Origin of the sequence: Achromobacter xylosoxidans A8 (genome assembly GCF_000165835.1) — a bacterium.
Classification (GTDB): Bacteria; Pseudomonadota; Gammaproteobacteria; order Burkholderiales; family Burkholderiaceae_B; genus Achromobacter; species Achromobacter xylosoxidans_B.
The window spans coordinates 284,709-297,557 of sequence record NC_014640.1 but is presented as its reverse complement, the minus strand read 5'-3'; the positions used below and the strand labels follow the sequence as shown (position 1 = coordinate 297,557).

The following is a 12,849-nucleotide window of genomic DNA, read 5'->3' as shown; positions in this document are numbered from 1 at the left end:
ACCATGCGCCGGGCCCCTTGCTTTTCCATGACAGGCATGCGACATGTCGCTCCGCCACATGACAACACTGTCATTCATTTCCGCGTCATCTTGACCCGCGACCATTCGCCCTCCGATGACAGAGGGGTACACGCGAATGAACACGTGGAAGAGGAACGCGGGCGCGGCCATGCTGAGCGCCCTGGCGCTTTTGGCCGGCTGCGGCGGCGGTGACGACGATGACGACAAGCCCGTCGAACAGCCTGAACAGCCGGTCCCTGGCCGGGCAATGGAACTGACGATCCTGCACATCAACGATCATCATTCCAACCTGGACAGCAAGAAGAAGGACCTGAAGCTCAAGACCGCTTCCGGCTCGCGCGTGGCTGTGAACGCCGACACCGGCGGCTTCCCGCGGGTGACCGGCGCGATCAATGCGCTGGCCTCGCAGTCCGCCAACGTGCTCAAGCTGCACGCGGGCGACGCCACCACCGGCACGCTGTACTTCAACCGCGCCGGCGAGCCCGGCGAGGCCGACGCGGCGATGATGAACACCGTCTGCTTCGACGCCATGACCCTGGGCAACCACGAGTTCGACAAGGGCGACAGCGGCTTGAAGCGCTTCATCGACCTGCTGCATGCGGGCGCCTGCCAGACGCCCGTGCTGAGCGCCAACGTCACGTTCGCCGCGGGCTCGGCCTTGAATCCGTCGCGCGCCCCCGGCATGGTCAAGCCCGCCGTGGTCCTGAAGCGCGACGGCCAGGACATCGGCCTGGTCGGCCTGACCATCGCCGCCAAGACCCAGCAATCCTCCAGCCCGGACGCCGGCACCGTGTTCTCCGACGAGACCGCGGCGGCGCAACAGCAGATCGACGCGCTGCGCGCGCAGGGCGTGAACAAAATCGTGGTGATGAGCCACATCGGCTACGACTACGACAAGCAGGTGATCGCGCAACTGAGCGGCGTGGACGTGGTGGTGGGCGGCGACTCGCACACGCTGCTGGGTCCCGCGTCCATGGCGGACTATGGCGTGGGTTCGCCAGCCGGCGCCTATCCCACCGTGCTGCAAGACAAGGACGGCAAGCGCGTCTGCCTGGTGCAGGCTTGGGAGTACTCGCAAGTGGTGGGCGAGCTGAAGGTCAGCTTCGACGCCAACGGCGACGTCACCGCCTGCGCCGGCACGCCGCACGTGCTGATGGACGGCCCGCTGAAAGTGGCCGGCGCCGCGCCCTCGGCCGCGGACGAGGCGGCGATCCAGGCCGACGTTCTGGCCAGCGGCTTCCTGCGCATGCAGGCGCCGGACGCGCAGGCCACGGCCGTGCTGCAGCCGTTCAAGGCCAAGGTTGACCAGTTCAGCCGCAGCCTGGTCGCATCGGTGCCGCAAGAGCTGTGCTCCCGGCGCGTGCCGGGCGGTCCCGGCTCGCGCGACTACAGCCGCTCCAGCGCCGCCTGCAACACCCTGGGCAGCGTCAGCCTGCGCGGCGGCGACATCCAGCAACTGGTGGCGCAGGCTTATCTGGACGTGGCCAACGCCAGCTACGGCGGCGCCGACATCTCGCTGCAAAGCGGCGGCGGCGTGCGCGTGCCGCTGCTGGGCAACGTGACCGCAGCCAACGTGATCGAGGTCGTGCCTTTCGGCAATATGCTCTGGCGCCTGGACGTGACCGGCGCCGAGGTCAAGAGCATGCTGGAAGACGGCATGCAGGCAGTCTACGGCGCGGGCGGCTCCACCGGCCCCTATCCGTATGCCGGCGGACTGCGCTGGGACGTGAATGCGGCCCAGGCCCAGGGCAACCGCGTGTCCAACATCGAAGTGCGGGACCAGGCCAGCGGCAACTGGCTGCCGCTGGACGCGAGCCGCAGCTACAAGCTGTTCGTGCTGAGTTTCAACGCCACCGGCGGCGACGGCTACAAGACCCTGGCCAACGTGCCTGCCTCGCGCCGCCAGGACATCGGCGTGCTGGACGCCGACGTGCTCCAGGCCTACATCGACAAGCAGGCCAAGGATCCGGCCAGCGGTCTGCCGGTGCTGAATCTGTTGCCAGCGAGCCTGTACAGCACCAAGACGTACAGCGAGTAAGGGTGAACGCCGGGCGCGGCCGTCAGGCCGGCTGCGCCTGGCTTTCGCGGTAGACGCGCTCGGTCTTGCCGACGAACGTGGTCAGCGAAAACTCCCGCAGCGCCGTGCTGCGGGCTTCGGCGCCCATCACACCCAGGGCGTCGCGATTTTCCAGGATCTGCGACAGCGCTTGCACGATGCTGTCTACCGAGGCCGGCGGCACCACCCAGCCGTCGCGGCCGTCGGTGACGTTTTCGGGCAGGCCGCCCACTGCGCTCACGATGACAGGCTTGCCCGCCGCCATCATCTCGCGGCAGGCGAAGGAAATCGTCTCCAGCTTGGACGACAGCACGAAGCCCACGTCCAACGCCGACAGGAAAGGGCCGACGTCGTCCAGCAGGCCGGTGAACACCACCTGATCCGACATGCCCAGTTCAAGGACGCGCTGCATCTGCTCCGCGTCCGGCAGCTTGCCGGCGATCAGCACCACCACCTGCCGCCGCTGATTTTCGGGCAGCATGGACACGGCGGTCACCATGTCCATCCAATTCTTGTAGACCGCGGTGCCGGCATTGCTGCCGATGACCAGCCGGCCCTGCATGCCCTCGGGCAGCAGGCTGTCGCGCGCCTGCGCCGTCTCGCGCCGCGAGGCGGGGCTGCATTTTTCCGTATCCACGCCGTTGTGCACCACTCGCAGGTCCTCGTTGCGGAAGACCGACTGCTTCATGCGGCGGAACGTGTGGCTGCACACGCAGATGACGCGGTTGGTGCCCCATTTGGCGCGTACCCGCGCGCCCAGACTATTGGCGCTGCGGTCGGTGTGCTGGGTATAGACCATGAAAGGGCGCCGCGCGCCCAGGCCCACGGTCGCCAGCATGCACAGGCGGTGATCGGCGGAACCGTTGGCGTGGATCACATCGAACTGTTGCTCGCGCAGCAGGGCCCGCAGCTGGCGCAGCGCGCGCAGCTGCTGCAACGGGCGGCTCTTGAACTCCAGGGCCAGCGTGCGCACGCCGGGCAGGGCGGCGGCCTCGGCCAGCAGACGGCTGCTGGCAGGCGCGGCCACGGTCACCTGCGACTTCTCGCACAGGATGCGCGCCAGCGACATCACGTAGGTGGTGTGACCGCCGCCATCGCCTTGGTGGAAATTGGTGTACAGAATCTTCATGGGGTCATACTCGAAATCGGCTGCTCGGGCAGCAGGCAGCTCCAGTCGCGCTTCTCGAACACGTCATCCCCCAGCCGGCTGGCGGGAGACAGGTTGTAGACCTTGACCCCGCGTTTACCAAGCAGCCGGCTGGCTTGCCGGAACGCGGGTTCGATATGTCCTGAGAATTGCCGGTCCAGCGCGGTGGACAGCTGCGTTGCCGCGCTTTCATAGAATCGGGGTCCTGCCGCGGCCGTCAGGTCCAGGCCGTGCAGGTAGATGGTTTTCGCGCCCAGCCACGCCAGCAGCTGCAAGCCCGTGTAGGCCACCGTGCCGCCGCCGAACAGGCCGCGCGTCGGGTCCAGGCTGAAACCATGCGCATGCACCGGATTGCGGGCGTCGAACAGCACCAGGCCGGGATCGTCGGCCAGCCGCGCTTCCAGTTCCTCGGGACGGGCGCGCGGTTGCAGCGCGCGCTGGTGCACCTCTTCGAACAGCGCGATGCGGCAGCGCACGGAACGGCGGTCGAACAGGAAGCCGATCCAGCGGTAGACCTCGGGCGTGACGAACAGCGTCAGGTCCTGCGCCAGCACTTCCGCCACCAGTTCGCGCCTGCGGTTGACGAAACCCGCATCCAGCATCGCGTAGTAATCGAAGCGCAGGGAAGGGTGCTGGCGCCGCAACGCGATCGAGCCATTGACGCCCATCGCCACGTCCAGCCGGCAGCGCGCGTAGTCGATCTGGGCAACGGATGGACCGCTGAGTATCAAATGGGCGTCCGCGCCGATGTCGCGCGGCAGCCGATCCAGGGGCGTGATGGCAGGGCCCTGCACGCCGCGCAGTTCGCAGCCGGTCAGCCGCCCCTCCGCATCGCGCTGCAGGGCCACGAAAGGCCAAAGGGTTTCGTTGTGGCGGTATGCGGCGGGCCGGGTGTGGCGATAGAAGTAACGCAGGCTCTTGGTCAGCGGACGCGAACGCAGCAAGCGTGGAATAAGCCCGGGGCTAGGCATGAGCGATGTTGCGCGGAAGCCGCGAAATAAGCTTGTAAGCGGCGAATTCTACGCAGCCGGACCTATCGAAAAAGCGAGTGAACCCATGAAGATGTAACGCTTTTGAGTAAACGCCAAAACGTCCCCAAATTAGTTGCGAACGTTTTCCACAGGGCATGGCGTCACGCGCCGCAAAAATTTCGATTACGTTTTGCCGCAAAGATTTGCCTGCGCGGCTACGCCTTGCGCTAAGCGAGCCCCCACGGCCTTCCGCTACGATGCGGGTATCGCAAGGTCCCGATTCAAGCACTCAACCCTGGATAGGAAGGATTTCGATGTCTACGACCGCCACCCTGAACGCCGCTGCGGCTGCGGCCAGCGCGCCACGCCTGAGCGTGCCGGCATTCCGTGCGCGCAAGCGCCAGGAGCCGCTGGTGATGCTGACGGCCTACACCGCGCGCATGGCCGAGCTGCTGGACCCGCATTGCGACGCCCTGCTGGTGGGCGACAGCCTGGCACAGACGATCTACGGACTACCTACCACGGTGCCCGTCACGCTGGACATGATGATTGCGCACGGCGCCGCCGTGGTGCGCGGCTCGCGACGCGCGCTGATCGTCATCGACATGCCCTTCGGCAGCTATGAAGAAAGCCCCGAACAGGCCTTCCGGTCCGCCGCGCGGATCTTGAAGGAAACCGGCGCGGCTGCGGTCAAGCTGGAAGGCGGGCAGAGCATGGCGCCGACCGTCGCCTACCTGTCCGCGCGCGGCATCCCGGTGATGGGCCATGTGGGCCTGACGCCGCAGGCCGTGAACATCCTGGGCGGCTACGGCGCGCGCGGCCGCGGCGAAGCCGAATATGCCCGCATCGCCGCCGATGCCGCCGCGGTGGCGGATGCCGGTGCGTTCTCGCTGGTGATCGAGGGCGTGGTCGAGCCGCTGGCGGCGTCGATCACCGAGGCCGTCGCCTGCCCGACCATAGGCATAGGCGCGTCCGGCCGCTGCGACGGCCAGGTGCTGGTGGTGGACGACATGCTGGGCATGTTCGACCGCACCGCGCGCTTCGTGAAACGCTACGACGACCTGGCCGGCCGCATCCAGCAGGCAGCGCAAGCCTATGCGGGCGAAGTCCGGACGCGGACCTTCCCCGAACCGGCCCATCTTTACGGCGTCTCCGGCGGCGCCTGATGGCCGCGCGCGTTTCTCGATAGAATCATCCCCATGCCTATCTTCCCGCACACCTCATGAGCACGCCCCGCATGGACACGCCCCAATTGCAGGACGCCATCGCGGACGCCATCAGCACCGCCACGCGCGGCGCCGGGCGCGTGAACATCCTGGTCGCGGGCAAGACCGGCGTGGGCAAGAGCACGTTGCTCAATGCCGTGTTCCGGGGCGACCTGGCCAAGACGGGCGCGGGCAAACCCGTCACCCAGTCCACCCAGGAATTCACCCGCGCCGGCCATCCGCTCACCATCATCGACACGCGCGGCCTGGAAGTCGGCGACTACGAACGCTCGCGCCAGCAGTTGGCCGACCTGATCCGGGAACGCTCCGCCTCCGACGACCAGGACAAGCACCTGCACGTGGCCTGGCTTTGCATCCAGGACAGCAGCCACCGCGTCGAAGACGCGGAAATCGAACTGTGCGACATGCTGTCCAACGCCGGCATCCCCGTCGTGGCGGTACTGACCAAGGCGCGCAAGAACAGCCCCTTCGTCGACGAAGCGCGCAAGCTGCTGCCGCGCGCCAAGCAGGTGGTGGCGGTGCGCGCGCTGCCGGAATGGATCGAGGAACTGGACGCGGAACTGCCGCCCATGGGCCTGGACAACCTGATCGAGGCTACCGCCCTGCATATCCCCGAGGCGCAGCAGCGGGCCTATGCCAACGCGCTGTCCACCCGCAACAAGAAGGCCCTGGAAGTAAAAAAAAAGCGGGCTGAGATAGAGGTCAACGTGGCCGCCGGCCTGGCCGCGTCGGCCGCCGCCGCCCCCATTCCGTTTTCGGACGCATTCGCGCTGGTGCCCATCCAGGTTGGCATGATCGCCAAGATCGGCATCACCTTCGGCATGGAACTGGACACCGCCGCCATCACCACATTGGTCACGTCCACCCTGGGCGCATCCGCCGCCACGCTGATCGGGCGCTCGGTCGTTTCCGGCCTGTTGAAGTTCATCCCCGGCGCAGGCAGCGCGGTGGGCGGCACCATCGCCGCCACGACGGCCGGCACCATCACCAAGCTGCTGGGCAATGCCTACGTGGCCGTGCTGTACGACTTCTGCCTGAAGAATCCGGGCAAGGACATCGACATCGCGATGATCGCCAAGGGCTTGAAGCAGCGCGTCACGTTCTGAAGCGCGCTGCCCTCGCACCAGTGCCCGCGCACTAGTGCGAACCGCGTCTTGCGAACTGCGCCGGACCGGCGGTGCCAGATCTATACTTTTCAGACCGCCCCCGCCGCTGCGACGCGCCAACGGCCCGGACGTCCCGCGCCGCGCGCCGGATGCTCTTGCGCAGAGCTCAGCCAGCCTGCGCGCAGGGAGACCCCACATGACTCGCAAATACATCGATTGCCGCGAGTACCCCAGTGAAATGAACTGCTCGGTAGCCCTCGCGGCGGATTCCGAAGGCGAATTGCTGGAGGCGGCCGTGCAGCATGCAACCACGGTGCACAAGCATGCCGACACGCCCGAGCTGCGATCGCAACTGAAGTCGCTGTTCCACGACGGCACACCGCCGGTTGAAACGCCCAGCCGGGCGTGAACATGACTGCGGCCGCATTCGCGGCCGCCACCGTACTGGCGCCGGCGCGTTCCACCACGCCGGCGCTTGCGCTTTGCACGAACCGCGCCGACGCCGCGGCGCGTGAGCGCTAAGCCTGCGCCAGCACCGGCGTAGCCGCCCGCACCACCTCGAACAGGTTCTTCGGATCGGGCGATTGCGGCGCGACCTCGATGCGGGCGCCCACGCCATGGCGAATGGCGGCATCGCGCAGCCAGCGCAGCGCCGAAAAGTCCTCCAGTGCAAAACCCACCGAATCGAAGATGGTCACTTCCGCCGGCTGCTTGCGGCCAGCGGCCTGGCCCGTCAACACCCGCCACAGTTCCGTCACTGCGAAATCGGCCGGCATCTGCTGCAGATCGCCCTCGATGCGCGTCTGCGGCTCGTATTCCACGAACACCGGCCCCGCGCGCAGCACGTCCGCGTGCAGCTCCGTCTTGCCCGGGCAATCGCCGCCCACGGCGTTGATGTGCATGCCCGGTTCGACCATGTCCGCGGTCAGGATGGTGGCGTAGGCCTTGTCCGCCGTCACCGTGGTGACGATGTCCGTGCCCTTGACCGCCTCTGCCGCACTATCGAAGCGCACCACGCGCAAGCCGGGCACTGAAGCCAGATTGCTTTCAAGCTTGCGTGTGGCGCCTGCGTCCACGTCATAGACGTGCAGGGTGTCGATGCCCAGGAGGTAATGGAAGGCCAGCGCCTGGAACTCGCTTTGCGCGCCGTTGCCGATCAATGCCATCTTGCGCGAGTCCGGCCGGGCCAGCGCGCGCGCCGCCAGGGCCGAGGTCACGGCAGTGCGCAGCGCCGTGGTCAGGGTCAGTTCGCTGATCAGCAGCGGCTCGCCCGTGCTGACCTGCGCCAGCGCGCCAAACGCCATCACGGTGGACAGGCCGGCCTGCGGATTGCCGGGATGGCCGTTCACGTACTTGAAGGTGTAGTACTCGCTGTCGGCGGTGGGCATCAATTCGATCACGCCGGTCGCCGAATGGCTGGCCACCCGCGCACTTTTGTCGAACTCCTGCCATCGCAGAAAGTCCGCCAGCAAGTAGTCGAGCAGGCCGGCGAAGACCTGTTGCGGACCTTGCAGGGCCACGATTTTGGCCACGTCGGAAGTTGAAAGCAGCGTCGTCAATTTGTTCTCCCCGAGTTATGGAACAGAAATTCTGGGGGATGGGCAAACCAATTAATAGTGACAACAATCCACACAAAACGCTAAGATTCTGCCATTCTGATAGCCATAAATAGCATTTTTCACAATGGACACGCTGGATCAGAACTTGCTCGGCCTGTTGCGCGCCGACGCCCGCATGTCGGTCGCCACCCTGGCGAAGAAGCTCGATGTCTCGCGCGGCACCATCGACAACCGCATCCGCAAACTGGAAGAGCGGGGCATCATCCGCGGCTATACCGTGCGGCTGCGCCCCGAAGTCGAGACCGAGGACATCGTCGCCTGGATGAGCATCGCCGTCGAAGGCCATGAAACCCGCAAGATCGTGAGCCTGCTGATGGGCGAGCCCAGCGTGGCGGGCCTGCACGACACCAACGGCCGCTGGGACCTGCTGGCCGAGCTGCGCGTGCCCACCATCGACCAGTTGTCCGAAGTGCTGGACCGCCTGCGTACGCTCAAGGGCATCGCCGCCACCGAAACCAGCATCCATCTCAAGACCTTCAAGGCCCTCTGAGCGCCGGCATACGGGGAAACCCGATATAAAACTTTGCATGGACTCCATGACGCCGCGTTATGCATGAGGCCGGGACGGTCTCTGCCGTCACGGTGAAATTCCCCGCTGAATCAGGGCCTTGGAGTGAATCCCGTCGCATCCGGCGGCGCGCGCCGCCAGCCCGGACAGCGGTTCCCGATTTCCGCCCGCGGATGCATGCTTGCGCCTTCAGCCTGGAGATCCACATCGTGAGTAATGCATACCCCGCCCGCAAGATGGGCCTGGCGGTCGCCCAGATGGGCGCAGTAAACCTTGCCGATACGCGCGCCGCCGTGGTCCGCCGCCTGGTGGAAATGATGCGCGAGGCCGCCGCCCGCAAGGCGGAGTTCGTCGTCTTCCCCGAGCTGGCGCTGACCACGTTCTTCCCGCGCTACTGGATGGAAGACGCCGAAGCCGTCGAGCGCTACTTTGAAAAAAGCATGCCCAACGCCGACGTGCAGCCGCTGTTCGACGCCGCGCGCGAATTGGGCATAGGCTTCTACCTGGGCTATGCCGAACTGACGCCCGAAGGCCGCCAGTTCAACACCGCCATCCTGGTGGACCGCAGCGCCAAAGTCATCGGCAAGTACCGCAAGATCCACCTGCCGGGCCACTCGGGCCATAAGGTCGGCGCGCCGTTCCAGCACCTGGAGAAGAAGTTCTTCGAAGTCGGCGACCTGGGCTTTGGCGTCTGGGAAACCAACGACGTGAAGATCGGCATGTGCCTGTGCAACGATCGCCGCTGGCCCGAGACCTATCGCGTCATGTCGCTGCAAAGCGCCGAGCTGATCGTGCTGGGCTACAACACGCCGTCCCTGAACATCCACTGGAACGAGCCCGCGCATCTGCGCACCACCACGCACGAGATCGTATTGCAGGCCAGCGCCTACCAGAACGCGGTCTGGGTCGGCGCCGCCGCGAAGTGCGGCCACGAAGACGGCCACCACATGATAGGCAGCTCCATGATCGTCGCGCCGTCCGGCGAGATCGTGGCGCGCGCAAGCGGCGAAGAAGACGAAGTGATCACCGCCAACATCGACCTGGCCATGGGCCAGGCCTTCCGCGACCACGTGTTCAATTTCGCCAAGCACCGCAACCCGCAGCACTACAAGCTCATCGTCGAACGCACCGGCGCCGGCGATCCGCTGCCCACGGCCGCCATCGACTAGACGCTGCACTCAGCCGCGACGCAGCCCGGGCGGACGCCGCCCGCGCTGCTAGACTGCCTGCTGGCCCTCAGACTGACCGACCCGCAGCAGGCAAGAACCCATGCGCTTCATCGACACCGAACAAACCCGCAACGCCCTGTCCTTCGACGCCGTCATTCCCGCCCTGCGGGAAGCCTTCCGCGGCAGCGCCACCGTGCCGCCGCGGCATGTCCACGCCATCCAGTCGGGCAATGCACACGGCACCTCGCTGATCATGCCGGCCTGGAGCGACCGCGGCTACTTCGGCGTGAAAATCATCAATATCTTCCCCGAGAACACGCACCTGGGCCTGCCGGGCCTGCACGCCACCTACAACCTGTACAGCGCCACCACCGGCGTGCCCATCGCCCAGGTGGACGGCGACATCGTCACCGCCTACCGCACGGCGGGCGCGGCCGCGCTGGGCGCGGACTACCTGGCGCGCGCCGACGCCAGCACGCTGCTGATCGTCGGTTCCGGCCGCATCGCCGGCCTGGTGGCGCAGGCCATGCGCAGCGTGCGCCCCATCCAGCGCGTGCTGGTTTGGAACGTGCGCGCGGCCGGCGCCGAGAAGCTGGCCGGCGAGCTACGCGCGCAGGGCTTCGATGCCGAGGCCGCCAGCGACCTGGAAGCCGCCGCGCGTCAGGCCGACATCATCAGCTGCGCCACCCTGTCCACCGTGCCGCTGATCCACGGCGCCTGGCTGCGTCCGGGCGTGCACCTGGACCTGATCGGCAGCTTCAAACCCGAAATGCGCGAGACCGACGCGGCCTGCTTCGACGGTACCTCGGTCTATGTGGACACCAGCGAAGCGCCCACCAAGTCCGGCGACCTGCTGGCCGCTTTCGAGGCCGGCACGCTCAAACACGAGGACATCCGCGGCGACCTGCACCAGTTGGCCGCCGGTGAACTGCCGGGCCGCCGCGGCGACCAGGAAATCACCGTGTTCAAAGCCGTGGGCAGCGCACTCGAAGACCTGACGCTGGCAACGCTGGTGTACGAGTCGGTCAGCGGCGAACGCGCTTGAGCGCGCGGCGCCTGCGGCGCTATTCGAAGCCGCGCGGACCCAACGCCTGGACCATGTAGTCGATGAAGGACTTGATGCGCGAGGAGATCGCGGTGTTGCGGTAGTACACCGCGTTGATCGGCTGCCGCACGTCCTGCGTCTGCTTCACCAGCAGCTGCTGCAAGGCGCCGCTGTCGCGGTCGCCGCGCGTCATGAAGTCCGACAGGCAGACGACGCCGCCGTCGTTCAAGGCCAACTGCCGCAAGGTTTCGCCGCTGAACGCGCGCACATGGGGCTTGATGTGCAGGGCCTGGCCGTCGGCCTCCAGCAGCGGCCATTCGTTCAGCGCTTCCAGCTGGCTGAAGCCCAGCAGGACATGCGAAGCCAGATCGGCCACGCGCCTGGGCGTGCCATGCTTGGCCAGATAGCCGGGACTGGCCAGCACGCGCACGCGGCTATGGCCCAGCGGCACCGCGTGCAGCGATGAGTCCTTCAGGCGCCCGATGCGGATGGCCAGGTCGGTGCGGCGCTCCAGCAGGTCGATATTGCCTTCGTTGCTGTTCAGTTCCAGCTCCACCTGCGGATAGCGCTGGCGATAGCCCGGCACCAGCGGCGCGATCACGTGCAGCATGAAGGGCGATGCCGCATCCACCCGCAAGCGTCCTGCCGGCTGGTTGCGGCGCAGGCTCATCAGTTCCTCGCTTTCCTCCACTGCGGCCACGATCTTGCGCGCCTGCTCCAGATAGGCCCGGCCTTCCTCGGTCAGTTCCAGCCGACGCGTGGTCCGGCGCATCAGCGTGGTCTGTAGCTTCTCTTCCAGCCGGCTCATGGTCCGGCTGGCGGCGGAAACAGTCTGTCCCAGCACATCCGCGGCGGCAGTGATCGAGCCGCTGTCCACGATGGCGATAAAGACCTGCATTTCGTCTAGCGTCGTCTTCATTCTTGCATTTATATCAAAAGTCTTTCGTGCATACCGGACTTTTTCCGCAAGTATCCGACGGGCACACTGCAGGCATTCCCGGACGCCTGCGTCCGCAGCCCTGAATCCCCCAAGGAGTTACCCATGAGCATTCCCGTCTTCGGCGCCGGCACTTTCCGCCTGCAAGGCCAGGCCGTCATCGATTCCGTGCGCAACGCGCTGGACCTCGGCTACCGCGCCATCGACACCGCGCAGATCTATGAAAACGAAACCGAGGTCGGCCAGGCCATCGCCGAATCCGGCGTGGCGCGCGATGCACTGTTCGTCACGACCAAAATCTGGGTTCCCCACTACGCCCGCGGCAAGCTCATACCCAGTCTGCAGGACAGCCTGGCCAAGCTGCGCAGCGACTACGCGGACCTGACCTTGATCCATTGGCCCGCGCCCGGCAACGGCGTCGCCGTCGAGGAATTCATGACTGCGCTGGCTGAGGCCAAGGCGCGGGGCCTGACCCGCCAGATCGGCATCTCCAACTTCCCCATCGCCGAAACCCGCGCCGCCATCGCCGCCGTGGGCCGCGAGCAGATCGCCACCAACCAGATCGAACTCAGCCCCTACCTGCAGAACCGCAAGCTCGCCGCCTTCCTGCAGGAACAAGACATCCCGGTCACCTCGTACATGACGCTGGCCTACGGCAAGGTGCTGAAGGATCCGGTCATCGGCCAGATCGCCCAACGCCACGACGCCACGCCCGCGCAGGTGGCGCTGGCCTGGGCCCTGCAACTGGGCTATGCCGTCATTCCGTCGTCGACCAAACGCGAAAACCTGGCCAGCAACCTGCTGGCCCAGGACCTGCGGCTGACGGAGGCGGACATGGCGCAGATCGCGGCGCTGGAGCGCAACGGCCGTGAAGTCAGCCCGGAAGGCCTGGCGGCGCAGTGGGATTAAGCCTCGAATAGTGAAAATGCACTATTTCAAATCCAAGGAGTAATACTTTCGGATACTAGCGAACTGGTTTAGGCGCGCCTATATATCGCAGCTACGGGCGCAATCATTACTGTCGTCATGTCGTCTTGCCTGCAA

Annotated in this window: 12 protein-coding genes; 8 read left to right on the top strand and 4 right to left on the bottom strand. The window is 66.3% G+C overall.

What is annotated here, in order from left to right; genetic code table 11:
* Positions 1-136: 136 nt before the first annotated feature.
* Positions 137-2,059, top strand: coding sequence for a bifunctional metallophosphatase/5'-nucleotidase (locus tag AXYL_RS01395; RefSeq protein WP_013391038.1), 1,923 nt, complete (start codon positions 137-139; stop codon positions 2,057-2,059).
* A 22-nt stretch (positions 2,060-2,081) separates the two neighbouring features.
* Here AXYL_RS01395 and AXYL_RS01390 read toward each other — a convergent pair whose 3' ends face one another.
* The gene (locus tag AXYL_RS01390) at positions 2,082-3,206 is read right to left on the bottom strand and encodes a glycosyltransferase family 4 protein (RefSeq protein WP_013391037.1); all 1,125 of its coding nucleotides are present in this window, start codon (positions 3,204-3,206) and stop codon (positions 2,082-2,084) included.
* Complete coding sequence (locus tag AXYL_RS01385) at positions 3,203-4,195, bottom strand: hypothetical protein (protein ID WP_013391036.1); 993 nt, start codon at positions 4,193-4,195, stop codon at positions 3,203-3,205. The genes AXYL_RS01390 and AXYL_RS01385 overlap by 4 nt, the downstream gene beginning before the upstream one ends.
* A 314-nt stretch (positions 4,196-4,509) precedes the next feature.
* Between AXYL_RS01385 and panB the strand changes: the two genes are divergently transcribed.
* From panB to AXYL_RS01370, 3 genes are all read left to right on the top strand, one after another.
* Positions 4,510-5,361, top strand: coding sequence for a 3-methyl-2-oxobutanoate hydroxymethyltransferase (gene panB, locus AXYL_RS01380; protein WP_013391035.1), 852 nt, complete (start codon positions 4,510-4,512; stop codon positions 5,359-5,361).
* Between the two features lie 56 nt (positions 5,362-5,417).
* Positions 5,418-6,527, top strand: a complete 1,110-nt coding sequence (locus AXYL_RS01375) for a YcjF family protein (RefSeq protein ID WP_041652082.1) — start codon at positions 5,418-5,420, stop codon at positions 6,525-6,527.
* A gap of 196 nt (positions 6,528-6,723) precedes the next feature.
* Positions 6,724-6,936 carry a DUF1059 domain-containing protein gene (locus AXYL_RS01370; protein ID WP_013391033.1) on the top strand — a complete coding sequence of 71 codons (213 nt, stop codon included), beginning with the start codon at positions 6,724-6,726 and terminating at the stop codon, positions 6,934-6,936.
* 109 nt (positions 6,937-7,045) lie between these two features.
* Here AXYL_RS01370 and AXYL_RS01365 read toward each other — a convergent pair whose 3' ends face one another.
* Positions 7,046-8,086 carry an ornithine cyclodeaminase gene (locus AXYL_RS01365; RefSeq protein WP_013391032.1) on the bottom strand — a complete coding sequence of 347 codons (1,041 nt, stop codon included), beginning with the start codon at positions 8,084-8,086 and terminating at the stop codon, positions 7,046-7,048.
* 124 nt (positions 8,087-8,210) lie between these two features.
* Here AXYL_RS01365 and AXYL_RS01360 point away from each other — a divergent pair, with 124 nt between their 5' ends.
* The 3 genes from AXYL_RS01360 to AXYL_RS01350 all read left to right on the top strand — a co-directional run bounded on the left by AXYL_RS01360 (position 8,211) and on the right by AXYL_RS01350 (position 10,868).
* Positions 8,211-8,636, top strand: coding sequence for an Lrp/AsnC family transcriptional regulator (locus tag AXYL_RS01360; protein WP_013391031.1), 426 nt, complete (start codon positions 8,211-8,213; stop codon positions 8,634-8,636).
* A gap of 254 nt (positions 8,637-8,890) precedes the next feature.
* The gene (locus AXYL_RS01355; protein ID WP_193353244.1) at positions 8,891-9,823 is read left to right on the top strand and encodes an N-carbamoyl-D-amino-acid hydrolase; all 933 of its coding nucleotides are present in this window, start codon (positions 8,891-8,893) and stop codon (positions 9,821-9,823) included.
* Positions 9,824-9,923: 100 nt separating this feature from the next.
* The gene (locus tag AXYL_RS01350) at positions 9,924-10,868 is read left to right on the top strand and encodes an ornithine cyclodeaminase family protein (protein WP_013391029.1); all 945 of its coding nucleotides are present in this window, start codon (positions 9,924-9,926) and stop codon (positions 10,866-10,868) included.
* A 19-nt stretch (positions 10,869-10,887) separates the two neighbouring features.
* Here AXYL_RS01350 and AXYL_RS01345 read toward each other — a convergent pair whose 3' ends face one another.
* On the bottom strand, positions 10,888-11,787 hold the full coding sequence (locus AXYL_RS01345) for a LysR substrate-binding domain-containing protein (RefSeq protein WP_013391028.1): 900 nt from the start codon (positions 11,785-11,787) through the stop codon (positions 10,888-10,890).
* Between the two features lie 123 nt (positions 11,788-11,910).
* Here AXYL_RS01345 and dkgB point away from each other — a divergent pair, with 123 nt between their 5' ends.
* A complete protein-coding gene (dkgB, locus tag AXYL_RS01340) occupies positions 11,911-12,714 on the top strand; it encodes a 2,5-didehydrogluconate reductase DkgB (protein WP_013391027.1) in 804 nt (267 codons plus the stop codon).
* The last annotated feature ends 135 nt before the right edge of the window (positions 12,715-12,849 follow it).